Origin of the sequence: Mesorhizobium intechi (assembly GCF_002879535.1) — a bacterium.
Classification (GTDB): Bacteria; Pseudomonadota; Alphaproteobacteria; order Rhizobiales; family Rhizobiaceae; genus Mesorhizobium; species Mesorhizobium intechi.
Genome location: NZ_PNOT02000381.1, coordinates 1 through 22,704 on the forward strand (window position 1 = coordinate 1; position 22,704 = coordinate 22,704).

General features: G+C 58.2%; 19 protein-coding genes and 3 pseudogenes. 7 read left to right on the forward strand and 15 right to left on the reverse strand.

Annotated features, from left to right (window positions below):
- Positions 1-3: 3 nt before the first annotated feature.
- Both C1D09_RS31910 and ectB read right to left on the reverse strand, forming a co-directional pair.
- Positions 4-846, reverse strand: a complete 843-nt coding sequence (locus C1D09_RS31910) for a 2OG-Fe(II)-dependent halogenase WelO5 family protein (protein WP_143977908.1) — start codon at positions 844-846, stop codon at positions 4-6.
- Positions 836-2,095 (reverse strand): diaminobutyrate--2-oxoglutarate transaminase, encoded by a 1,260-nt coding sequence (gene ectB / locus C1D09_RS31915; RefSeq protein ID WP_143977909.1) that lies wholly within the window; start codon positions 2,093-2,095, stop codon positions 836-838. The genes C1D09_RS31910 and ectB overlap by 11 nt, the downstream gene beginning before the upstream one ends.
- A gap of 1,003 nt (positions 2,096-3,098) precedes the next feature.
- Here ectB and C1D09_RS31920 point away from each other — a divergent pair.
- The 5 genes from C1D09_RS31920 (at position 3,099) to queC (ending at position 5,872) form a co-directional block, all read left to right on the forward strand.
- Positions 3,099-3,419 (forward strand): HesB/IscA family protein, encoded by a 321-nt coding sequence (locus C1D09_RS31920; RefSeq protein ID WP_010913634.1) that lies wholly within the window; start codon positions 3,099-3,101, stop codon positions 3,417-3,419.
- A 27-nt stretch (positions 3,420-3,446) separates the two neighbouring features.
- On the forward strand, positions 3,447-3,908 hold the full coding sequence (locus C1D09_RS31925; RefSeq protein ID WP_143977910.1) for an iron-sulfur cluster assembly scaffold protein: 462 nt from the start codon (positions 3,447-3,449) through the stop codon (positions 3,906-3,908).
- 236 nt (positions 3,909-4,144) lie between these two features.
- Positions 4,145-4,780, forward strand: a complete 636-nt coding sequence (gene queE, locus C1D09_RS31935) for a 7-carboxy-7-deazaguanine synthase (RefSeq protein WP_143977912.1) — start codon at positions 4,145-4,147, stop codon at positions 4,778-4,780.
- Positions 4,777-5,130 (forward strand): 6-carboxytetrahydropterin synthase QueD, encoded by a 354-nt coding sequence (queD, locus tag C1D09_RS31940; RefSeq protein WP_143977913.1) that lies wholly within the window; start codon positions 4,777-4,779, stop codon positions 5,128-5,130. The genes queE and queD overlap by 4 nt, the downstream gene beginning before the upstream one ends.
- A gap of 4 nt (positions 5,131-5,134) precedes the next feature.
- A complete protein-coding gene (gene queC, locus C1D09_RS31945; RefSeq protein ID WP_143977914.1) occupies positions 5,135-5,872 on the forward strand; it encodes a 7-cyano-7-deazaguanine synthase QueC in 738 nt (245 codons plus the stop codon).
- A 697-nt stretch (positions 5,873-6,569) separates the two neighbouring features.
- Here the strand turns inward: queC and C1D09_RS33385 are convergent.
- Positions 6,570-6,758: a hypothetical protein gene (locus tag C1D09_RS33385; RefSeq protein WP_167514835.1), complete on the reverse strand. Its 189-nt coding sequence runs from the start codon at positions 6,756-6,758 to the stop codon at positions 6,570-6,572.
- Between the two features lie 150 nt (positions 6,759-6,908).
- Between C1D09_RS33385 and C1D09_RS31950 the strand changes: the two genes are divergently transcribed.
- On the forward strand, positions 6,909-7,949 hold the full coding sequence (locus tag C1D09_RS31950) for a LacI family DNA-binding transcriptional regulator (RefSeq protein WP_143977915.1): 1,041 nt from the start codon (positions 6,909-6,911) through the stop codon (positions 7,947-7,949).
- A 204-nt stretch (positions 7,950-8,153) separates the two neighbouring features.
- Here the strand turns inward: C1D09_RS31950 and C1D09_RS31955 are convergent, their stop codons facing one another.
- From C1D09_RS31955 to C1D09_RS32015, 11 genes and pseudogenes are all read right to left on the reverse strand, one after another.
- The gene (locus C1D09_RS31955; RefSeq protein ID WP_143977916.1) at positions 8,154-8,471 is read right to left on the reverse strand and encodes a helix-turn-helix domain-containing protein; all 318 of its coding nucleotides are present in this window, start codon (positions 8,469-8,471) and stop codon (positions 8,154-8,156) included.
- Between the two features lie 39 nt (positions 8,472-8,510).
- Positions 8,511-8,759: a type II toxin-antitoxin system RelE/ParE family toxin gene (locus C1D09_RS31960; protein ID WP_246135956.1), complete on the reverse strand. Its 249-nt coding sequence runs from the start codon at positions 8,757-8,759 to the stop codon at positions 8,511-8,513.
- Positions 8,760-9,113: 354 nt separating this feature from the next.
- A pseudogene (locus C1D09_RS34015) lies at positions 9,114-9,200 on the reverse strand (ATP-binding protein); the annotation flags it as partial.
- Positions 9,201-10,205: 1,005 nt separating this feature from the next.
- A complete protein-coding gene (locus C1D09_RS31970) occupies positions 10,206-11,219 on the reverse strand; it encodes a 1-aminocyclopropane-1-carboxylate deaminase (protein ID WP_143977921.1) in 1,014 nt (337 codons plus the stop codon).
- A 1,315-nt stretch (positions 11,220-12,534) separates the two neighbouring features.
- A complete protein-coding gene (locus C1D09_RS31985) occupies positions 12,535-12,840 on the reverse strand; it encodes an exopolysaccharide production repressor protein (protein ID WP_143977917.1) in 306 nt (101 codons plus the stop codon).
- A 37-nt stretch (positions 12,841-12,877) separates the two neighbouring features.
- The gene (gene fdxB / locus C1D09_RS31990; protein WP_143977918.1) at positions 12,878-13,195 is read right to left on the reverse strand and encodes a ferredoxin III, nif-specific; all 318 of its coding nucleotides are present in this window, start codon (positions 13,193-13,195) and stop codon (positions 12,878-12,880) included.
- Positions 13,192-13,395 carry a CCE_0567 family metalloprotein gene (locus C1D09_RS31995; RefSeq protein WP_027033222.1) on the reverse strand — a complete coding sequence of 68 codons (204 nt, stop codon included), beginning with the start codon at positions 13,393-13,395 and terminating at the stop codon, positions 13,192-13,194. The genes fdxB and C1D09_RS31995 overlap by 4 nt, the downstream gene beginning before the upstream one ends.
- 25 nt (positions 13,396-13,420) lie before the next feature.
- A pseudogene (locus tag C1D09_RS32000) lies at positions 13,421-13,828 on the reverse strand (DUF269 domain-containing protein).
- A gap of 1,114 nt (positions 13,829-14,942) precedes the next feature.
- Positions 14,943-16,955 (reverse strand): class I tRNA ligase family protein, encoded by a 2,013-nt coding sequence (locus C1D09_RS32005; protein WP_143977919.1) that lies wholly within the window; start codon positions 16,953-16,955, stop codon positions 14,943-14,945.
- Positions 16,956-17,274: 319 nt separating this feature from the next.
- Complete coding sequence (locus C1D09_RS32010; protein WP_143977920.1) at positions 17,275-18,054, reverse strand: phytanoyl-CoA dioxygenase family protein; 780 nt, start codon at positions 18,052-18,054, stop codon at positions 17,275-17,277.
- Positions 18,055-18,753: 699 nt separating this feature from the next.
- A complete protein-coding gene (locus C1D09_RS32015) occupies positions 18,754-20,058 on the reverse strand; it encodes a lysine N(6)-hydroxylase/L-ornithine N(5)-oxygenase family protein (protein WP_143977922.1) in 1,305 nt (434 codons plus the stop codon).
- 722 nt (positions 20,059-20,780) lie between these two features.
- Between C1D09_RS32015 and C1D09_RS32020 the strand changes: the two are divergent.
- A pseudogene (locus tag C1D09_RS32020) lies at positions 20,781-21,349 on the forward strand (GDP-mannose 4,6-dehydratase); the annotation flags it as partial.
- A 116-nt stretch (positions 21,350-21,465) separates the two neighbouring features.
- Here the strand turns inward: C1D09_RS32020 and C1D09_RS32025 are convergent.
- A complete protein-coding gene (locus tag C1D09_RS32025) occupies positions 21,466-22,032 on the reverse strand; it encodes an SPASM domain-containing protein (protein WP_246135958.1) in 567 nt (188 codons plus the stop codon).
- Positions 22,033-22,704 lie beyond the last annotated feature (672 nt).

Sequence of the window (22,704 nt, forward strand, 5' to 3'; positions counted from 1 at the left end):
GCGTCAGGTCCACCAGAGAACAAGATCTGGCCGCGCAAATCCGAAAAAGCAATTCAGCAGCACGCGACGCTTTCCTTTGCTTGATTGACCGGTAACCCCATGAACGAAACCGCCGTCAAGTAGCGCGATATCCCCGGCCTTGAGCTGGATTTCGCGACTAGGCACGGCCTCGAGATATGCTGCCGAATAGGGATATCCCGTAGTCTCCACACCCTGCGACTTTCGGTCGTCAACTGTCGGCTTGTGGCTCCAGAGCCGCAGATTGCCGCCTTCCTCGGACATACTGGGGTAGAAGTTGAGCGCGGCGACGGTATTGTGCGCCACCGCAGAGAGCTCGTAGTCGTTCCCAGCACGTAGCACTTGAGCGACATCGTCGTGGGGGTCCAAGGAAAATGTGCCGCTGCCGGTCCAACTGAGAGCCCGACAAACGTTAGCCTGACCGTGTTCTGAACGCGCCAACCGCAATTCAATGCCTTGTTTGTGAAGCTCGCGCTTCAATGCGTCGAATAGGGCTCGGACCGGGTCAACTAAATTGCCAAAAAGGGCCTCAACGTGCGGCCGCGCATTTTCCGCCTCCTTGAAATAGGTGGCCGCATCCTTCCTGTAGTGGGATGCACCGACATATTGCCCGGGCACGCCATCTTTGCGCTCGTTGAGACCGGGACTGCCAAAAAACTTCGTAGTGATGTCCTCGGCTACTTCGGCGCTGAAAGCATGCTTGATGTGCAGAGCCGTGATCTCACCTTTCAGAACTGAGATGATCTCCGCAGTGCTGATCGAGCCGGTTCGTTCTTTGATTATAAGAGGCGAGATGGCCGGCGTTTGAGCTACTTGGTTAGTCGCCATTGGTTTTCTCCTGTAGTGCCTGATCGAGGATGGCAATGCCGTGATCAAGTTCGTCATCTGAGATTGTTATCGGCGGAAGGACTTTGATGACGTCGCGATTTGGCCCGGAGGATTCGATCAGCAGGCCGTTTTCGAACGCGACATCGTGCACACGGCCAACAACGGCCTGTGACCGGCACTTAAGGCCGGCCATCAGACCACGGCCGCGCTTTTGTTCGATGCACTTGGGAAATTTCGCAACGAGGCGATCAAGGTGTTCTTGCAGTTTGACGGCCGTCCGCTCGACGGCTGTAGTAAACTGCTTATCGGACCACATTGAGCACATGGCCGCGGAAGTCACAAAGGCGAGGTTATTGCCTCTAAAGGTCCCGCTATGTTCTCCCGGTTTCCATATGTCCATGTCGGGGCGAATCAGAACTATAGACAACGGATTACCTGAACCGCTTAGCGATTTCGAAAGACACACGATGTCGGGCTCGATTTTTGCGAACTCAAATGAGAAGAAATCGCCCGTTCGTCCCGAACCTGCCTGAATGTCATCGACGATGAAAACAACGTCGTGTTTACGGCAAATGCGCTGAATTTCTGCGAGCCATGGTGCGGATGCGGTGTTCATGCCGCCTTCTGCCTGGATGGGCTCCAGGATGATTGCGGCCGGCTTTTCTATCCCGCTGCCTGGGTCGCCCAACACGTGATCAATGTAACTCGCGGAATCGAAAGTTTGGTTCGGATAGTTCTCGTAAGGGACACGGATCACATCGTGGCGAGCAACGCCGCCAAGCTGCCTGGTTGACGCTGAACCCGACACCGCCAAGGAGCCGAGCGACATGCCATGGTACGAATTTGTGAAGGCCATGACACTCGAGCGGCCGGTATATTTTCGCGCCAGCGCCAGCGCCGCTTCGTTAGCGTTTGTCCCGGTTGGCCCAGGAAACTGTATCTTGTAAGAAAGGCCCCGGGGCTTCAAGATCGAATTGACGAACACTTCGATGAAATCACGCTTTGCAGTTGTGTACATATCAAGCGACAAGACGATATTTTGGTCGGCGAGATATTGAATTGCCGGCGCCATAATATCTTGATTGTTATGACCGTAATTGAGCGCACCTGACCCAACAATGAAATCAATATAAGGTTTTCCGGACTCGTCCCAGATTGTCGCCCCAAGAGACTTTGTAAAGACTGTTGGGAAGGATCGTCCATAGCGACGAACGTTAGACTCGTAAGCTTCAAAAATGCCGATATCCATTAAAGGGCCTCTCTGTATGCGGCTTGCGATTCAACGCTGCAGGTTCTATGTTCACGCATTCCAAACCATTGATTTCGACGATTAGCTGCGGCCAATCTCTGACTTAAAGCGAACGTATCATGGTCAGCGACTTGCATTCGCAAAGAGTCTGTAAACTTGTTTGACGAATCTGTTGCAACGCTTTGGATAGCGATAGCGTGACAGTCAGTACCGCCTTGCGGCAACGCTATCCGCGGCGTTGTTGGCGGGGGCCACTGACATAGCCGCACCGGTTTTTCCAAGCATGACTGCAACCACGATGCTTGGGTATTTCTCTATGTCGGCCGTCACGGGATCCTTGCCGACGAGTAGCTGTGACAGATAGCAATTTCTCTGCTTCGATGTGACGGCGAGACCGGTGCTCGCTCGAGTTTCGTTTTGGAACGCGGACGAGCCAGACCGCGAACTGGCGACAGAACTGGAACTGACCGCGGCCTCTAATCGCGGCCGTGGCCGCCGTGGCGGTGATTGCGCCGTTCGCTGGGCGGCGCGTTGGCCACCCCCTTGGCTTCGCGGCGTCTACAATGCCTCAGTCGGCCCTCCCGAGGTGACGGCCGCACTGCAGGCCACGCGCCGAGCACGCGAGTGGTGTTCGGCACCCACGAACTGACGCAGAATCGACTCCGCCCTCGAGGAATCGCGATCGATGCGGCTATCGACCACCCGGTGTTCGCCACCGCACTGCGTGGTCACGATGGCGCCTTGTGGAGCGCAGCACGACTTAAGAGTTCCCACCCTTACACTGGTCAACATTCATGTGATCGAAAACGCTGGCTCAGGCGACGCCACTGGCGATGTGTCCAACGCCGCTTCTGTACGCAAGGTTTCACTTTGTCCGACATCCGACAATTGTTGGATGTGAGACAGGGCGCCAAATCCGCTAATCAGTGGCTTCTATTGAATTTCCTCTCTGGCACGTTCTGTGCAGCGGCGCTTGCGAATGCATCAGCAAGAAAATAGTCTCATGATCACACTCACTGAAAACGCCGTCGCCGCCGTCAAGGCCGCGCTTTCCCGTGCCGACGAGCCGGCGGAAGGCTTTCGTATCATGGTCGAGGCGGGCGGCTGCGCCGGCCTCAAATACCTGATGGGTCTGGAAAGCGTCTCGCGCGAGGGCGATGCCATCATGGAGACGGACGGGTTCAAGGTGTTCGTCGACGCAAACTCCCAGCCCCATCTCGCCGGCATGACCGTTGACTTCGTCACGGACCTGGAGTCCTCGGGCTTTGTCTTCGACAATCCCAATGCGCGGGACAAATGCGCCTGCGGCAAGTCCTTCGGCTAGCCGCCATCACGACAAGGATCGGCGCCCATGCGGGACGACACCGACAACATATACCTCTTCAGCGACAAGCTCTATTTCATCAACCCGAACAATGTCGGCGCTTTGGAAACCCCCAATGCGGCCGGCGAGGTCGGCGCCGTTGCCTGCGGCGATGGACTTAAATTGATAATGGGTTTCGATCCTAAGACGCAGACGATTACCGCCGCAACGTTCCAGATCTTCGGCCGCGGCTCGGCCATAACCGCTTCCTCGACGTTTACCGAATTCATCGTCGGCAAGACCATCGATGAAGCCCTTCAGATCACCGATCGGGACATGGCGGATTTTCTCGGCGCCCTGCCGCCGCACACGATCTATTCATCGCTCGACCGCCTCATCCTGGAGCGCGGCTTGCGTCTGATGAGCGAGTTCTTCCGTGCTGTAAGGAAGGCTTTCGAGGAGACCCCAGGATTCTCACGCCTCGTCCTAGTCAAGGCATCCTCGCGATGAGCGGCGTGATCGAGGCGTTTCTCGTGGTGATAGGCTTCGAGGAGCGAGAGGCCCTTCCCCGCAGTCTCCACCCGCTGAAACCCAATTCTGCGTGGAGTTCGGGCGAGTGTGTTTTCGGCAACGACCCTCGACTGTGGAACGAGCTGCAAAACGTGCCGCATGGCATTCCTCACCCTTTGCCGCGTCTCGTAAGCCTGCAGAGATGCTCCTTTGCTCACTCGAAGGCCGCTTAAGCAATGTCATATGCGGTCAAGGAAATTTTCTACACCCTTCAAGGTGAAGGACGAAAAGCCGGGCGGGCCGCCGTATTTTGTCGTTTCGCCGGCTGTAACCTTTGGTCGGGACGTGAAGACGACCGGGCAAGAGCGTTCTGCGGATTCTGCGACACCGATTTCGTTGGGGTAGACGGCCCCGGTGGCGGACATTTCGCCACCGCACAAGACCTTGCGTTGACGGTCGAGCAAGCCTGGCGCGGGTCGGGAACTGGGCAGCGTCTTGTCGTGCTCACCGGAGGGGAACCCCTCCTCCAGATCGATGAAGAACTCCTGGAAGCGCTGCATTGCTTGGCGTTTGAAATTGCCGTGGAGACCAACGGTACCATCCCCACACCCGCCGGCATCGACTGGCTGTGCGTCAGTCCGAAATGCAATGCACGCCTCGTGGTCATGGCAGGGGACGAGCTAAAGCTTGTATATCCTCAGATTGGCGCGGAGCCCGAACATTTCGAAGTTCTCGGGTTTGAGCACCTTTTGCTTCAGCCGATGGATGGGCCCGAGCGCGAGGCGAATACGACCGCCGCAGTGGCCTATTGTCTTGCCAACCCACGTTGGCGCTTGAGCCTTCAAACCCACAAACTTCTCGGGATCCCATGAAAATTAGGCAAGCTTTCACCTTCGAGGCAGCGCACTGTCTTCCGCGCGTGCCAAAGACCCATCGCTGTCACCGCGTGCATGGCCACTCATACCGTGTGGAACTGCGTCTGGAAGGGCCCGTCGATCCAGACACGGGCTTTGTCATCGATTTCTTCGATGTCGAGGCTGTGTTCGGACCGCTTCTACAACGTCTCGACCATCAGTATCTGAATGAGATTGAGGGTCTCGACAATCCGACCGCGGAAAACATTGCGGTCTGGATCTGGGACCAAACCAAGCCGCTTCTTGGCCAAATGTGCTCGGTAACAGTCTATGAGACACCGCTGTGCTGGGCTGAATACGAGGGTTGACCCGATGCAACGAGATCCGGGAACCGCACTCGTCCTTTTCTCCGGCGGCCAGGATTCGACAACCTGCCTGGCATGGGCGCTCGGGAACTTCGAGCGCGTCGAGACAATCGGCTTCGACTATGGGCAGCGGCACCGGATCGAGCTCGATGTGCGGCCCTACCTGCTCGGGCGCATTCGAAAAGACTTTCCGGTCTGGCGTGGTCGGTTAGGCGAGGACCACATGATCGACATGGCCGTGCTCGGCCAAATCAGTGATAGCGCGCTCACGCGCGACGTCGAGGTCGCAGTGAACGCGAACGGTCTGACAAATACCTTCGTGCCTGGCCGCAACCTTCTGTTCCTCGGCTTTACGGCCGCGATAGCTTACCGGATGGGCGCGAAACACCTCGTGATCGGCGTGTCCGAGACGGATCGTTTCAGCTACCCGGATTGTCGAGATGACGCAGTTAAAGCGATGCAACTTGCCCTGAACCTTGGAATGGAGACGCGTTTCGTCATTCACACACCCCTCATGCGGCTCGACAAGGCGCAGACCTGGGCGCTGGCGGACTGGCTGGGCGGCGAGGCGCTGGTGAAGCTCATCTGCGAGGGAAGCCACACCTGCTATAGTGGAGACCGCGAGCATAGACATAGCTGGGGTTTCGGTTGCGGGACCTGCATCGAGTGTAATCTTCGCGCAGCAGGATGGGAGCAATTCCGATCCCGCAAAGAGGCACCGGTGGCGGCCCATGAAATGACGTGAGCGCCCAGATCCAGGCCGACGGTGGCAACCTGTTCCATAGATCGTTTCCTTCTCTTTGTGGTGTTCAGCACGACCAGGGTAGGCGCCTTCGATGCCGTTTCGAAGGGCTGTTCCATACCATCGACCTTGATGATCTTTGCCGTTCGCGTGGTGCTGTTTGGTAGGGGAGTTCAGCACCATAGCGAGCAGGCCGCGGTTATTATCCTTAATCCCGGTCGGATTGATCGTGGAGCGTACCGCCAAAAAAAAGGGGAGGTTGTGGTTTCGACGAGAGGCCGTTGATGCCCGAGCCTGCCCTTATCCTGGAGGATCGTCGATGCAGGTCCATAACCAGCATGGCCGCACCATTGGCATCATTGAAGTGACGAATGACGACCTCATCGGCAATCGATGCCGGCGCCTGCGTAAGCCCGCACGGGCGCAGGCGCCTGCGGCGACGCGATGCGGATATCCCTCCCCTGGCCTACCTCGGCCCAATCATAGGATTCCTGATAAGCGCCTTCGATCTCGTAATGCTCCTGCGTCCAGTGAATACGCGTGCCGTCTTGATGGCGATCGTCACAGCCTCAGTGTCGAAGTTGACGAAATGATCTGCACAATCGCCGGAGACAATCGAGCAGGTAATTCAGCAAAGTCGATCTCATGTACCGTCGAATTGAAAAGGCCGCTGCCGTCATGAAGGATGCGCGCGACCGCATTAAGCGCCGGGGGCAAAGCCATCCCAATGCATCAGAATGGCGAAAGTGTTGTCGAGGTCCAGAAAGCACTGTCCGTTGACGTCAGCCAGATTGGCGCCTTCGCGTTGCAGCGCGCCGCGCGGCTTCGGATCGCACAGCCGCAGCGCGCGTGGTGCCATCGGGAAAAACGGGCGGCCGCGGGCGAACAATCTTGCCGATTGGCGTCAGGCGGCGCCGAGATTTCGTGCAATATGTCAGGCCTCTCCACGAAGGATCCGGAGACCTACGCCTCTTTCGCGCAGACATGGCCTTTGCACTTGAAAGAAAGTCATTCACGAATTGCATATGAGAGGCGGCTGATGAACAGACCAACGATCGCCGATCTGGCGAAAGCCGCGGGCGTAAGTGTTTCCACCGTCAATAGGCTCTTGCACGGAACTGGCACACTGCGACCGCAGACGGCCGACCTCATCTTGAGCGCAGCGCAGCAGATCGGCTTCCGCAGTTCGGGGCCGCTGCACGAACGCAGGCGGGACAATCTCCCGCATCGGCACTTGAGCTTTCTCATGCAGCAATCGCACCGGCCGCTCTGCCGGATCTGGGCCGAGGCGCTTCTAGGTGCCTGCGCGCGACGCACAGATGCGGTTATTGAGCCCGACATGCTCTTCCAGGACGACCCTTCCCCAGAAGCGGTCGCTGCCAATCAGCTCAAGATGGGCGGAAGCGCCGATGCAATCGCGGTGATCTCGGCCGATCACCCGCTCGTCGGCCAGGCGATTGATGAGTTGCGCGTCAAGGGCGTTCCGGTGATCGCCTACGTCACCGACCTGTCCGCCGCCAGCCGGGCCGGCTTTGTGGGGACCGACAACTGGAAGGCCGGCCGCACCGCAGCATGGTTTATCAGCCAGACGTCCGGTCGGCCCGGCAAGGTCTTTCCTCTCATCGGCAGCAACCGTTATCAGTTCCAAGACATCTCGGATGCGAGCTTTCGCTCCTATATGCGCGAGCACGCGCCCGAGTTCCACGTCAGCGAAACCCTGCTGACCCATGAGGCGCCGAAGAACGCCTATGCAATCGTTCGCAGGCTGATAGCGGAGGAGCCGGAGCTCCGGGGCATCTTCGTTAATGGCGGCGGCATTTCCGGCGTCCTGCGTGCTATGCGCGAGCTCGCTGCGGAGCAGCAGTGCAAAATCCGGGTCGTCTGCCGAGACATCGGGCCCGAGACACGCAAGGGATTGAGCGAAGGCTCGATTACTGCTTCCTTGTGCCATCCCGTCGACAGGATGCCTGAAGAACTCATCGACGTAATGCTGCGCATGATCGAACGTACGGACACACGGCTAATCGAACAGCGGATCGTTCCGTTCGAGATCCTCACGCCAGAGAGCATTTGGACTTAAGAATCGGAAGAGCCATCGTCGTCCGGATAAGGTCATCCGTACCGCTGCGAAGCAACGACCGCTTCCGGGAGGAAAACTGGGGCGCAAGGGCAGTTCGGCACTCATGGTCCTCGTATCCACCGAAATAGGCCAGAGGACGAGGAGATGGAAATCTCCGAGGAAGCCTATCTTGTCGAGAGCTGGACCCCACGCTTCCGCCAATGATTAGGCTGCATCGGCCGTCGGCGCCGATTTGCGCGGCTTGTGGCGCACCACAACGTCCACCTTATAAGCGCGTCGATCGAGGCAGCGCATCGGGCGATCTATAGAGAACTTGCCCTGTTCGCCCATGACTACGGCGGATATGTCGGGCTGTTTCATAGCAAGCAATTGCGCTGATTTGGCTTGAGTGAGGCGCCGACGCATAATGATGGCGCGGATCTCACGGGCGAGCTTGGCTTTCCGCAATTCCTCTTCGGAATTGTCAAAGCCCAAATCCGCAAATACGTTGCCGCTGGATTTCGCCGGTGATTCTTCAGTCATGACGTTGTTCCTTTCCGATAGTTTTCGCGATCGTGCATCTCAGCCACCTTCAATCGCTGTAACGAGGTCGACTTCGCACTTGCGCGTGTCCCTGCCCTTCTTCTGGAAGCAAAGATGCAGATCACACCAGCGAAGCGGCATGGACGGGCGATAAGTATCCCTGTCTAAGTCGTCGACCACCGCAAGGATTCCGCCGCCAAATCCCTTGAGGGCTTTGACCGCCAGATGCTGCTCGCCATTTTGGGCATCGTTGATTGCAACACCCATGACGATGCAGACATCGACCAATCTCACTCCGCTCAGCCACTGAAAGAAAGATCCGGGTCAAACAGCCGTTTTCGCCAAGTGATCATATTTCCTATGAACGCATTTTGGACTGCACGGACCGTTCCAGCTCGGCGCAAAACCCTCCCAGATACTCGTCAATCGCGCTCTGCAAATGCACCCAGTAGAGCACTTTGGCGGTGCTACATCGATAATGAGCCCAGTTTTGCTTTTTTTGAGAAGATGTCCCTCTTGCTTGGCCGCAGCGAATATCCCGGTAAAAATTGGCGGCAACGCATCGCGTTTAGCGCTCGCCGGGCGGAGCTGGTCCGGGTTGCGAAGCCCGGCGAGCGCGGATCGTCTTGGGCCATGTGGTGATCAGGTGCGGTTCTTGGAGCGCCAGGATTCATGTCCGATTTCGATGATCTCGCAATGATGCGTGAGAGGATCGAGCAGTGCGGTCGTTGTTCCGTCGAAGTAGCCGCGCCTGCTGTCGCGGATGAGCGCCCGGGCGATGGCAATGGCCAGATGCGACTTCCCTTTCCGGGCCACCAATCAACACGCCATTGGACAAATGCCATCAAGGGCATCCCAACCGCCGGGCGGCGGCGAAGAAGGAGAAGTGGTGATGGAACGCAAGCTTGATGACGTGATCGCAGCCCTCCCTGAGGAGCGTCGGGAGCGTGTCGATGCACGTTTCGAAGAGCTAAGGACGGAGGTCGAGAGCCTCGGCGATCTGCGCCGTGCGGCTCGGAAGCCCAGGCAGAGATTGCCTTGTCCCTCAAGATCAATCAGCCTTCTGCCTCGAAGATCGAGAAACAGGCCGATATGGATCTGTCGACACTTAGAGCTACGTAGAGGCGATCGGGGAACAACTCGACCTCATCGTCGCCTCGCCTCGCGCGCCCCTCCGTATAGAGCGGCTCAGCTACGTCGTAGCCCCTAACCCCCTCCGACGTAGTGCTAAAAGAGCGCTAGGTGGACGAACCCGCCGGAAGGCAACGCGCCGGCTGGACGCGCCGTTTCGGTCAAAATTGCCGAAGGGACGACAGTCTCGTCGACGCTCGCAATAGGTATGAGCAAGCCCTCGTTAAGCCGGATACCGACTGCGCGCTGTCACGTCGCGGGGGACGCCTCTTCCCTCCCCCACGCTTGGTCACAGCTTCCAAACCTACTCAAGTAGATACCACGCGCCTGCGGATATCTTCGGTGGCTTACAATTTATCAAATTTACGGCGATTATCGCCGCACCGCAAAATGACAAGAAAGTCAAACGGCTATGTCTTCTCCCTTCTTATGCGGCTCCAGGACACATTGAGCACAGGCAAATGCTGGCAAGCATGCCAGCACCACGACCCCCACGTCGTGGCGGCAGTTAACAGCTGCCCGCTGAAGTTTGCCCACGGGCCTTCGGTCAAACTTGGCGCAGCGCTGTTCCGGCAGGCACAGCACGTGGAGATCTGTCGAGCATCAGCCATTGCGAAAGGTGTAGCCATAACCGTTGATGGCCGGCGCGCCGCCGAGATGCGCGTAAAGTATCCTCGAGCCCTCTGGAAAAAAGCCTTTCTGGACGAGGTCGATCAGCCCTTGCATCGATTTGCCCTCATAGACGGGATCGGTAATCATACCCTCGAGCCGCGCACACAGACGGATCGCCTCCTTGGTTTCCTCGGATGGAATGCCGTACCGCGGGTGCGCGTAGTCCTCGATCAACACCACGTCATCCTCGGCAAGTTCCGATCCGAGCTCGACGAGGGTCGCTGTATGTCGGGCAATGCTAAGCACCTGCGCCTTGGTCTTGGCCGGGGTAGCAGAGGCATCGATACCGATCACGTTGCGCTGTCGACCGTCCTTGGCGAATCCGACGAACATGCCGGCGTGCGTTGAACCGGTGACCGTGCAAACGACCATGTAGTCGAAGGCAAACCCAAGCTGTTCCTCCTGGGCGCGCACTTCCTCCGCGAACCCCACATAGCCGAGACCTCCATTCGGGTGAACAGACGCCCCGGCCGGTATCGCATAGGGCCTGCCGCCCCTTGCCTTGACCTCATAGAGCGCTTTTTCCCAGCTGCGGCGGATACCGATGTCAAAGCCATCGTCGACCAGACGCACCTCTGCGCCCAAGATGCGGCTCAAGAGAATGTTGCCGACCCGGTCGTAGACGACATCCTCATGTGGAACCCAGCTCTCCTGGACCAGGAGACATTTCATGCCGATCTTGGCGGCAACGGCGGCGACCATGCGCGTGTGGTTGGACTGCACGCCGCCGACGGTGACAAGGGTATCGGCATCTGACGCGATCGCGTCGGGGATGATGTATTCGAGCTTGCGCAGCTTGTTGCCGCCGAACGCCAGACCAGAGTTGCAGTCCTCGCGTTTGGCGTAGATTTCCACCTTGCCGCCCAGATGCTTGCCGAGCCGGTCGAGCTTCTCGATGGGTGTGAGTCCAAAGGTGAGCGGATAACGCTCGAATTTTTCCAGCATATTCTCTCCGGCGACGATCATTCAGCTGAAATAGCCACGCAAAACTCGTTCCATAAGCGCTGCTTGGATTGGTAGGCCGCGCTCTCCGACCACCCATCAGAGCTTTGGGGATTTCCAGCGCTCTCCTTGCGATTGAGACGAAGCGATCCACATGTCGCCATGCTGCGATGAGGCGACCATCGCCTAGGAAACCTACGACTACACGCGGTCGGCATCTGCGTTTTTGCCAGCTTTGCAAGTGCAGCCAGACCGCCAAACCAACAGACTTCGATAAAAATGCAGTGGCTCTTTTTTGCGATTGGACCGGCAGGAACTGCACGGTTGCCGAGCCGAATTCTGCGAGGCGATTTTTGTGGCGCTCAACGCCTCACAGAGGTTTCAGCTGCTCGATCGAAGTGCTCGTATACCTGATCGAAACCGGTGCCAATGCCCTCGAAAGGCTGGCCTCGCCGCGGCCGTAAGTCGTCGGATTGTAGTTGACGAGCGTGTCGGTCCTAGCGGTATCCAGCAACTGATTAGTAATCTGTGTCGGTGTTGCTGACGTGAACTTGCTGCTGTTCTGAACGCGAGTCGTCTGAAAGGCATGCCCGGCAGAGACGGAGCTCCCTGCCGGGCCGGGTTCGCCTTGGGAGGTGGCGTAAGCTAGCGACTTTCGTGGCGGTGGGACAACTCAATCCGTGCGTTTTGCGCAATAACGAGCATGTACCGTGCCAAGCCAAAAAGCATTTAAGAAACACCCAAGAGTCAGCTTCCTCTACGTTGCATACCCGACATTTGTCGGTTATTGAACAATGCCGAACGTGCCTCTCGGCATCGACCTACGCCTGAACCCGCCCCGCAAGGTCGTTCGCTGCCATTTCGACCTGGCGAACTGGTGGTGACCGGGTTTTAGCTCCGACTGTTCTCCGGCTGACGGACAGGGCGGATGTCGCTTTTAAAAGAGGAACTGTCTGTACCTTCAATTCAAGAGGGCGCGGCCACGAGAGGCGGCGCGGGGAATGCGGTCGCGCAGATGATCGCGAGGATCAACACATCCGGCAGACGGGCAAAACCGCAGCCTGATCAGTGTCCACCCCTGGGGCGCTCTCCAACCGGGGGTCAAAATTGGACGCCGATTCCCCGCCTCAGGTGTCAAAATCGCACGCCGAAACACAGGACCGTCATCGGCGAATCCGCCCGGAGAACCGAAACTGCATTCCCTTGGGCGGTAGAACGATGAGAATGCCGTCGCCTTCGACCTTACCAGGGAACCATGGCCTGAATAATCAAACTTGAACAAAGGGATGAATCTGAGCTCTGATCTTGTTACGGTGCCTCAAGGGAGGAGCAGCGATATGCCGAGCGTTTGATTGCGCTGGGGCACATCTTGAGTTTCATTCCTATGCTCATCGTCGCGCGACGGGGACCTATCGAAAAGCTCAGCCCCTTGCCCGGCTTTGCCAGCGCAGCTCGATCGCCAAATCAGAAAGAGCACACTTGCGAAATAGCCCAGCTGAAGAAATAGCGAACAGCCCAGCGTCGTGACGACTGCTAGACGGAACGAATGCGAGGCGAAGTAAACCGTCACAGCGTTGCCGCCCAGGACCAGCCCGAGGACCCGACAAAAGATGATGAAGCGCATGGCGTTCTCCTGATTTTGTCTCGTCAAATCGTGCAGCTCATGCTGCGATCTGGTCGGCCGCGACATGGGTCTGGCAGTTCTTTGGGCAGACGCGGCCGCAGGCTCCGCAGCCAATGCAGCGGCCGGCATGGTCGACAACCATGATCATGCGATTGAGCTCACCGTCGAAATCGTCGTCATCGGCGTCGCAGGCGCCGAGGATTTCACCCGCGTCATCGACGCCGTAAAGATGCATGACCTCGCGCGAGCAGACTTTGAAGCAGCGGCCGCAGCCGATACAGATCTTGCCATCGATAGCGATCAGATATTCCGGCACCCATATGGAGCCGTCGCGGCTGATGAATGTGTCCCTCATCGCAAAGTCTTCATTTTGGCGAGCTCTCTCCTGGCACCATCCAACTCGGCATAAACGGCATGCGTTTTCTCGGCGACTTCCTCTATCTCAATCCATTTGACCGGGAGACCCTCGGCAAGGTCGCGCAAGTTCGTCTTGGCAATTGCCGCGCGCAGTTGAAGCTTTCGGACTTTCTTCGCCATCTCATCCAGGTTTGACATGATCCTTCCTCGAAAATGGGTTTCATCACGCCCGCGCCACGTCGGGATAGGCTATAGCTGCAGTCGCATCGCCGACCAGTTTGGCGCCGGTATCCGCGAGTTTCCGGAGAGTCTCGAAGCCGAACCGGTAGACGTCTCGACAGACGTTTGATTTCTGTTGTTGACAATGTCATCACGCCTGAGCGCTCCTCGATCGCCAGCTCCGACATGTCGAGCCTCCACAGCACGTCCGGATCCGGATTGCCAATGAGTGGATATTCCGGCGCACTTCCTTGGTGATGAGGAAATCGGCCAGCAGCCCGGTGTCCGATTTCCGTTGGCATGAGCCGTGAAAATCCTGAGCACGGATCAGCCGCAGGAGGCATTTGACGAACGGGCGGGAAAGGGCCTCGCCATCCTTCTTGACGGCAGGGCCAAGCGCTGCGTGAGACATTTCGTTTCCTCAATTTCAGGTCTCGTCCTCAACGGAGGATTTCTGCTTTCGGTTACGCTGACTTCGGGCTCGCTTACGTAGCCGACGTCCGGCCTCGCCAGGCCGATTCCACGTAAATGCTGCCCCTGCCGACCTTGAACAGGTCCTGGACTGTGACGTCTTCAACGACGGGCCAAATTCGCGTCGAATATCGCCGCCGCGGCTATTCGGTTGGAAGTCTAAGGTCCGAGCCCTGACCTGGAGCAAACCGTCGACCCTGTACTTCATGAACACAGTTACTGCGGGCGCGCCGCAGAAAATGGGCGAATTGATCAGAGTTCCATTCCACTTGTCATCCCGACACCTTGCCGGGCTGAAAGTTCGGAGGTTAGCCACGCAGCCAGTCGTCCATTTTGATCAGAGGAGCCGGGGACTCTCTACGCAACATGTTGTTCTCCATTCCCACACCTTTCCTGACGTTTATGCGCGAGCTGGTTCTCTCAGAACGGAACACACCGGTTAGGAGACCATCAAAGTCTTGCGTGTTCTCATGCGATCAGCCCTCACTCAGTATTGCCGATCTAAACCAGCAAACGTCATGCCAGCGCGTTGCCCGCAGTAAATGCTTGATTCTGCCTCGAAACCTTACAAGCCCAAGACGGCCGGTTGTTTTGAACCCGACATGTTTTCTGCCGCTGTCAGCTTTTGGACACGCATCATGCGTCAGACGCTTGAGGGCGAGAGCGGCTTGGCTGTCTGCCCTGCGGTAATGTTGGCGTCGGCTCATCTAGCATCATTCGCCGCCGGCGAAGCGCGGGCGCGCACAGCTAGGCCGACCCAGCGCCCCGAACCGCATGACCTTCTTGATCGGCGGGCTACAGGTCGGAAATTCCGCGATTCCGAAAAAGTTGGTCAGCGCAGTGCAGCCCGCTCGGCATTTGCCGCACGAATAGCAAGCGCCCGAAAGCTGTCAACCGAGCGATCCTCCAAGGCGCGGGCCGGCGCCTCGACGATATGTTGGTTAAGGCCGGCCAGTGTTTGTACCTATGGTCTAGGAGTGGCCTTCGGGCAGCCAGTGGTAGCGAGTAAAGCTTCGGCATCCTCGGCTTTGATTGCCGCCCAAATCTGGTCGAAATTACGATAGGCTATTTGCCTCCTCCTCATTGAGAACAGGAAGCTCTGCTCTGGCGTAGAAGCCTAGCACGGGTCCGAGATCAAAGGTCGTTCCTGGCGCAAGGCGCCGGACGGACGTGGGCCATGTTTCGGTTGAGACGCCATCGATGCCTCGCGCCAGCGTGCTGGCAAAACGGGGCATCAGCGGCGCGAGTGTCTGTGCCAGGATCGCAGCGGCCGTCGTCTGAAGGGCGAGCGAAGTCCGGGTGCGGGCGGGATAGAGACGTCGCGCCGCTGCATAGTCTTGCGCCTGTCGGTAGAATACACAATCGCTCACGAAACAGCAGGCTTGCGCGGCCGCGCGCCGCACCGAGAAGCCATCGTCCGAATAGGCGCGTTCCATCGCCGCGCGATGGATCTCTATCCGAGCAAAGAAAGCGCGATCGTCAGGAGCCCAGTCGCCTGCGTCGGGCACACAGCCGCCAAAGTCCTGCTTGATTTCCCGGTGCAGCGCATCGAGCCAATCCAGCCAGATCCCTTGGAACACCTCGTTCTCGGTGTGGCGTAGCGCGTCCAGCGTGAAGTTCGTCCGCTCACCCTCCGGGCGTGTCAGGCCCAAATGAAGACGGACGACATCGACTGTCTTTGGGCCTAGAACTTCTTTGCCCCAGACAGCATGGCCGCGGCTGGTCGAGAACTTCTGGCCGTCTAGCAGGTAGAACTCGTTCACGTGATACCGGACGTGCGGCGTCCAGTGGGAAAAGACCTCGGCGTAAACGGCGGGGCAAAGTAGCGCGTGGTAGAATGAATTGTCGAAACCGAAGAAATGGACTATCTGCCAGTCGTTGCTGGGCAGGGCCGCATTCCAGTCACGACCGAGCGAGCTAGCTAGCGCCTGGATGTTGTAAAGAAAACCAAACGCCATCTCTGGCCAGACCCAGGTCACCTGCCCCGGTAACCCTTCGGCCGGTAGCCCCCAGTCCGACGGGTGGGTGATGGGCACGGAAAAGTCGCCGCGTTGGCGTAGACGCGCGAAGAGGTCCATGATCCGAACGGGGGCGGCCGACTCCCTTAAATGCCGGTCGATATTGACGTAGCACCGTTCCAGCGCAAGTTCGGGACGGCGCATGGAGCCGACCACCGGCGCCTCGGCCGAGTGCCGCGACCGGACTGCACCTAGGTCGTGGCATAGGTTCGGCGCGCCGCATTCCTCGCAGATGTTGCCAGCAGCGGAGCCGCCGCAATCGGGGCAGAGGCCGCTTACATCCGGTTCGTAAAGGTAGTTGCCTGTCACAGCATCAAAGAGCGCAGGGCTCGGGCGCAGATCTACCGCCGCGCTGCTCAGAAGACTACGGAAACACGCGGCTTGAAACTCTGCATAAGCGCGATCGCCCAAAGTGGAGAGGAAACTGTGGACCTCACAGTCGAGAAGCGCAAGCGTGGCTTGAATCTCGCCGGCGTAGTGGCGCGCCACCTTTGCGGGCGTCGATTGATCGGCATCGGCATGCGTGGCGACGTAGCTCTGGTAATCGTCGCTTCCAGTCAGGTGGTAGGCTTCGACCCCTTTCATGCGCAGGAAACGCGTGTAGACATCGGCGCCAAGATAAGGGCCAGAAAGATGCCCCAGGTGCAGATCGCCATTAGGCGTCGGTGGCGCGGAGAAGACGAAGGTCGGCCGGCGGGGAGTCGCGACTTGTGCCGCAGCTTCGAGGGCGGCCTTGCCGTCGCGCCAGTAGACATCGACGAAATTTAGGTCTTCCTCTCCATCGTTGTGCAGCACATGCGCTTCAAAAGGGTCGAACAGAACGACATCGCCGGCCGCGACCGGGATCTCCCCAAGATCGGTCCTGACCTTGCCCGCTCCAGACAGGATCACGAAGGCCTCGATTTCGTCGTGCCGATGGGGCTCGGATGTGACGCCCGGTGCCACCTTGCCAAATGAAAACCCGGTGCCCGCGCTTCCCGTTCCAAGCGTAGCCGTGTCAATACCGAACGCCCGCGACAGCTCCGTTCGAGAAAACGTGGATTTGCGCATAACGAACCTCAGCTATTGAAACAGTGATATCTTCGGCTGCCAACGCAACAGCTTCTGCTGCAAGTTGCGATGAGAGGCGGTAGCCCGACACGTTCGCCTCCGTCAGAATAATCCGGCGCTGGGGCCCCAGGCGGGCGACGACGGGCGCCAGGAGGGCTTTAGAAGACCGCCCGGCGACCCCTCCACAATCGACATACCGAAGCGTCGTAACGGATTGCGGGTGATGATCCAGTAGCCAGCAATCAGAACGCCATGCTCTCCGCGCATTTTTCTAGCGGTCGATCAGTTTCGTGCGCATGCCTCGCCTGGTTCCGTGAGTTCAATCGCGATAGAAAATGCCGTTTGGGGGTTTGAGGTTGTCGAGATCGGCCTCTTTGCCCTCCGGCGGATTAAGGGCGCGCTTAAGCACGTTATATTCAGCGCGGGTCGGTCCACCGGTCGAAGCACGCTGGAACACCAAGTAGAGTGTTCGCCGAGAACGATTGCTTTTGTTCGGTTGTGAGTAGTGCGGTGCGTAATCGTCGAAGATGAAGATGTCGCCAGCCTTCCATACTATGGGCTCCCAGGAAAAGCTTTGGGTGACTTCAGGGTCGATTACCCCGCCGGCATCCATGGGAAATACCCCCTTCTTGTGGTTGCCGGGACTGAAGAAAAGGCCGCCGTTGTCCGGATCGGAGTCGTCAATGCCTATGGCAACGACCGCATGGACCATCCGGTCGGGCAGCCTGTGTGGAATGTGATAAATGTCCTGATGCGGGCGATAGCCGCCGCTATCGGGATAGTGGAAAATCAGCAATTCCTTGAGCCTGCGCGACTCCTCGCCAAGCAAACCATCAACTGCAGACTTTATGCGCTGATCTTCTAAAAGGAGAAGACGCAATGGGTCATGGAAGTCGAGAAAATTCTCGGCTTTGGAGATGATCGTCCGATTGTCCGTCGTTTTCTCGAACCACATGAGCCATTTATCGTTGCTAACCTCCCAGCGTGATATGTCTTCCACAAATCTGGAAATATCTTCCAGAGCCGCGGGATCGAAGAACCTTTCGAGCCTGACGTATCCGTCTTTCCTCCACTTTTCTCTTTGTGCATCGGTCAACATGCGAAAAGCCTCCTGTTGGAAAGATGGGTTGGTCAAACATTCCAGTTAGGGGCAGTCGGGTGCTGTCAGGGTGGGGGCCGACGGAGACGATACTCCACGGCATGCAGACAGCGACGCTAAGTGCATGCCCGGTGGGTTGCAAGGCGTTGTTGTCCCTCCTCAATGGAGAGATCGCCCAGGCCCACAAAGATCTGTCGATCCGGTACGTCTGCATAGTAGTCACGGCCGAACATGCTGTTGGTGGTGCGACTGCCCGAGAAGACGAGCTTTCGTGCAGCCTGACGCAACGCAAGCCGTGCGCCACGCGTATCTTTGCGACAAGTTCCCGTTCGGGTCGTCCGCAGAAGTTCGGCGCTAGACTGCCCATCCGAGGCCAAGCCGGGTCCAGGGGTTCCCTAAGCTGGTCCCGATCACTTACCTCACCCGGTCCAGCCACCACACGCATCGCTACGGGCCGGAAGCCTCCGCTGACGGCCGACGCGGCCATGGCCGCCAGGGCCACTGCGTACTTTCGAGTGAGCGACCTGGTACGGTTTCGACGACCGTGGGGCAAATGCACGCCCGCAGAATAAAGCGATGCGCCCATAGGTCCAAGGGCATGTTCAGTCACGATGAGTTCGGAGGGAGCTCCGGCCGTCGCCGCAGCGGAGGCGGACATCATTCCTTGGATGCCACCGCCGATGATCAGTAGTCGATGACTCATATCCCGCTGCCCATTTCTTCGGCTACCGGGTCGGGCCAGCTTTCGACGGAGGTACGGCTGATAAAGCCAGGATGTTCGGGGTTCGCGCACGGCGCGCGCTGCAGAAGGCTGTCAAGAATGCGGCGAGCTCGCCAGGCCAGCAGGCTTAGGTTCGGATCGGCCAGCCCGCGCTGCCCGGGATTGGCGTTCTGTACGAAGATGCGTCTGTCGCGCGGTCCGTCCCAGCACACCGAAAAATCCTCGTTGATGACCAACTCATTGTCGGTCTGTTGCAGCCGATCCGCCATCGGTTCCAAAAAGCTTGGCACGGCGTTCTCGTAACCGGTGGCCAGGATGACGATGTCGGCCGTGACTTCTTCGACGTCGCCCAAGCCGCGCTGCAGCGTCAAGTTATGACCCGCGCCGGCGTTGATGCAGCGCGAAACGTTGCAACCCGGCCGCAGTGCGATGTCACATAGGTCTGGCTCAAGAAATTCGTGGCGATACAGCGCCTGGTAGACGGCCCGCAAAGTGCGATCCGAAATACCATCCGAGGCAAGCACGAAACGCCGCAGGAACAGCTTGCGCTGCGTCTCGCTCATTGCCGCAAAACGATCCGAAAAACAGGGCATGAACAACTCGTTTGTGAACGGGCTGTTGTCGAGGGGCAGGTAGTTTTCGCGCTGCGAGACCCAGGTGATCGAGGCAGGCCGCCGTTCTCTTGGCCCACCGACCAAATGCAACAGCACCTCGGCTCCCGACTGGCCTCCACCAACGACGCAAACATGTTTTTGCCGCACCTCAGGATGGATGTGCAGCAAATCGGATGAATGGAACAGGTTGCGTCCGATCCAGCCCTGAAATTGAGGTGGAATCCGCGCTTTCTTGCCGATGCCGACCACCAAGTCTCTGGCACTAAGCACCGCGTCGTCCGTGCGCACCCGAAACTCGCCGTCATAGCGTATCTCGTGGACGGTCTCGCCGCCGCGGACAAGTGGGTTCCTGCGGAACGCCCAGTTCAGGTATTGTTCGAACTCAGCCCTGAACACAGAATCAAACTGTGCATTCAGAAAGTGGTATAGACGCCCGTTCTCGTGCAGAAAATTTATGAAAGTGTAGGCTGACTGCGGATCCACCAGCGTGACCAGATCCTTGAAGTGGCTGACCTGGAGTTCTGAGGACTCGAATGCGCTACCTGGATGCCAGCGGAAGTCAACTTGCCGATCCAAGAACAGGGCCCCGTGCCCAACCTGCTCATGGATCTGACACGCGAGGCTCAAGTTGGACGGGCCAGCACCGATCCCAATGCAAGAGAGCTCCAGGTGCCTTGCTCCTGCTGACGCCTCCCAATCAGGCGCTGTACGCGGCGAATGTCGGCCATAGCCGTTGGGCTTGCCCTCCCCGCACGCATCATCGATACCACAGGACTTGCAACAGTTTGTCCGCGCGTTCGTAGTATCGGGTGTGACGCCCGCAGATCCCGGCTCCGTGATGAGATCGGGACTCATGCCGACGACATGTTGCGCGTGGCTGACATCGAGAATGCCCCCTCGATGACCCCGGCGTGGTCAGTGACATGCTTTCGCAGCCTATCCCTCATTGCAATTGGACGCTGTCGCCCGCCTCGACCGCGATGAGCCGACCTTCGGCCTGCTTGGCGACCAGCGAGGGCGCGGTCATGAGTGCGGCGACAGCATTTTTCCGTGGGTTTGATCATAGAAGACCTCCGCTGCTGCGTTCGGGAGGGTGCCCTGCATCGAACGTGCCAGAGCAAAACATCAGCAAAGGCAACGGAAACAGGTTCGCAATCCTGTCGAGTATCCGACATTGAGGCCGAAACCTTGCACCGGCGCCGATTTTTGCACGTAATCGTACTTTTCGACTTCATAGCGTTGCAGGCGCTCTTGGCACTTTCCACAACACCGTCATCGCGGACTGGCCCCGGCGCCGAGTGTCGATCCATGAAAAGGAATTTCCGTTATCAAGGTCCTCATGAGGACTATCCCGACATGGTCCTGCATTACGGCGACACGACGGATGCGGCTATGCGGTGGCGAAGCTCTACGGCTACTGGATCACCATGAACTACCGCGAGGTATACGGGCTCTATGGCATCCTGTTCAATCACGATGGGCCGACGCGCGGCGAAACTTTCATCACGCGCAAGGTGACGCGTGCGGTGGCTCGATCATGGCCGGCAAACAGGACTGTCTCTATTCGGAAACCTGGAAGCAAAGCGCGACCGGGGCTCGGCCCGCGCCTATGTCGAGGGAATGTGGCGCATCTTGCAGCATCAACCTGACGATTTCGTGCTGGCAACCGGCGAGACACACACGGTCCGCACCTTTGTCGGGGCTTGCCTTCAGGCGAGTCGAAAAGGAGATCGTCTGGGAGGGCGAAGGCGTTGACGAGTGGGCCGTGAACGCATGAGTAATCAAGCGCTGATCCGGATCGACAAACGCTGTTTCGGGCCAATCGAGGTTGACCTGCTGATCGGCGATGCCTCCAAGACAGCCGACAAAACTCGATTGGAAACCGAAGACCACTTTCGAGGACTTCGTCTCGGAAATAGTCGAGGCTGACTGCCGCGCCTACGGGATCGTGTTAGCGTGACGTGAAAACACGATGACTTCGCGGGCATGTGCATCTTGCCGTTTCAGGGACGTCGGCATTTCAGGCCCGCCGCGGTCAGCCGGCGTCAGTCAGTTCTATCGTTTGGATCGGCAAACTCACACATCCTGCAAAGCAGAAAACCAGCCGCTCCATTCAATGCGATCGACGATTTCGCAAAAAACTGGGCTTTTAAAGAGATCGCCATATTCATCGCATAGAAGGTTGCCCAATACGTGACGCCGCTCAAAATCCATGGAGCAGAGAGTAACCTCGCCGTTTGGAAGGAGTACATTCCGATACTGCCGTTCGTCCACGCATATCAGCGCTCCGACGACTGGCTGCCGTGGTTCTACAATCTTAGGGTCTACGCTTCCACCCCTGCTGCTCACCGGTCGCGCGCGAACTAGGGCTTGGGCAGGGATAATGTCGGCGATATCGGGATGGGGCTCACCCAAAACCACGAATCGGATCGAAGGGATGTCGGCGTCGACGAGTTGACCAACCAAATCGCGATACTTGTCTCCGACAAGGCGGCTATTCATGTGGGCGCCATCATCAAAAACATGAACCACGAATACCCCCAACCGCAGCGCCTGCAAGCGTTGTAGATCCTGCCCCTTCATTCCCACAAGCGTCGTGAAAATCCTGATGCCGTGGCCTTTGGCGGAAGCGTGCTCGACCATTTCGGTGCAATCGGGATTGAGCCATGGCTCAGAATACCCGGCAAAACCAATGTCGACGGAGGCTGGTACGCGCGCCAGACAGCGCTTGAAATCTCCAAGACTAAGATGCTTCGTATCAGATACCTTTCTTTGCCGGTCAGCGAACTTGTCCTGCCGGACAATATGAACATCCCACGATGCATCCTGTGGTCGTCGTTATCTCCAAAACTCTGCCGGCTGGGATAGCAGAGCGCAGTTCCGGTAAAATCATTCGTTGTGACTCCCACTCGTCTTGGTCATGCATAACGTCCAGCATGGTGTCTTTGGCTTCATGACACCGACGGTCAAGACAGTCCGAATGAGCCCAGCCATCGCCGCCTTGGCAGCAGTCAACAGCCGGTTTCCTCAATCTGCCGAGCGGACTATCAACGAACTTCGGGCGCATCGGCGCGGCAGGCGGCGCAACCGCAAAGTCGCGCGTCAGCCATTGCCAAGGTGTAGCCGTGACCGTGGAGCGGGCGCGCCGCCGAGATGGCGCAGCAGACCATCAATCGTCTCGCGTTCTTATGCGGTCAAACTCAATATTGCAGCATCTCCAGCAAAGGCCGTGCCAGCGCGCTTAGCCGCAGCAACTGCACGAGTAGGCTTCGAGAAACCTCACGCCCAAGGCGGCCGGTGGTTTTGGACCAGACA

What these genes read in the sequence shown, in the direction of transcription:
- C1D09_RS31970 (WP_143977921.1), bottom strand. Translation starts at nt 11,219, where the DNA reads ATGCTGGAAAAATTCGAGCGTTATCCGCTCACCTTTGGACTCACACCC.
- C1D09_RS32010 (WP_143977920.1), bottom strand. Translation starts at nt 18,054, where the DNA reads ATGTTGACCGATGCACAAAGAGAAAAGTGGAGGAAAGACGGATACGTC.
- C1D09_RS31995 (WP_027033222.1), bottom strand. Translation starts at nt 13,395, where the DNA reads ATGTCAAACCTGGATGAGATGGCGAAGAAAGTCCGAAAGCTTCAACTG.
- C1D09_RS31925 (WP_143977910.1), top strand. Translation starts at nt 3,447, where the DNA reads ATGCGGGACGACACCGACAACATATACCTCTTCAGCGACAAGCTCTAT.
- queE (WP_143977912.1), top strand. Translation starts at nt 4,145, where the DNA reads ATGTCATATGCGGTCAAGGAAATTTTCTACACCCTTCAAGGTGAAGGA.
- C1D09_RS31950 (WP_143977915.1), top strand. Translation starts at nt 6,909, where the DNA reads ATGAACAGACCAACGATCGCCGATCTGGCGAAAGCCGCGGGCGTAAGT.
- C1D09_RS31985 (WP_143977917.1), bottom strand. Translation starts at nt 12,840, where the DNA reads ATGCGCTTCATCATCTTTTGTCGGGTCCTCGGGCTGGTCCTGGGCGGC.
- C1D09_RS31955 (WP_143977916.1), bottom strand. Translation starts at nt 8,471, where the DNA reads ATGACTGAAGAATCACCGGCGAAATCCAGCGGCAACGTATTTGCGGAT.
- queC (WP_143977914.1), top strand. Translation starts at nt 5,135, where the DNA reads ATGCAACGAGATCCGGGAACCGCACTCGTCCTTTTCTCCGGCGGCCAG.
- queD (WP_143977913.1), top strand. Translation starts at nt 4,777, where the DNA reads ATGAAAATTAGGCAAGCTTTCACCTTCGAGGCAGCGCACTGTCTTCCG.
- C1D09_RS32025 (WP_246135958.1), bottom strand. Translation starts at nt 22,032, where the DNA reads ATGGTCGAGCACGCTTCCGCCAAAGGCCACGGCATCAGGATTTTCACG.
- C1D09_RS32005 (WP_143977919.1), bottom strand. Translation starts at nt 16,955, where the DNA reads ATGCGCAAATCCACGTTTTCTCGAACGGAGCTGTCGCGGGCGTTCGGT.
- C1D09_RS31920 (WP_010913634.1), top strand. Translation starts at nt 3,099, where the DNA reads ATGATCACACTCACTGAAAACGCCGTCGCCGCCGTCAAGGCCGCGCTT.
- C1D09_RS31910 (WP_143977908.1), bottom strand. Translation starts at nt 846, where the DNA reads ATGGCGACTAACCAAGTAGCTCAAACGCCGGCCATCTCGCCTCTTATA.
- ectB (WP_143977909.1), bottom strand. Translation starts at nt 2,095, where the DNA reads ATGGATATCGGCATTTTTGAAGCTTACGAGTCTAACGTTCGTCGCTAT.
- fdxB (WP_143977918.1), bottom strand. Translation starts at nt 13,195, where the DNA reads ATGAGGGACACATTCATCAGCCGCGACGGCTCCATATGGGTGCCGGAA.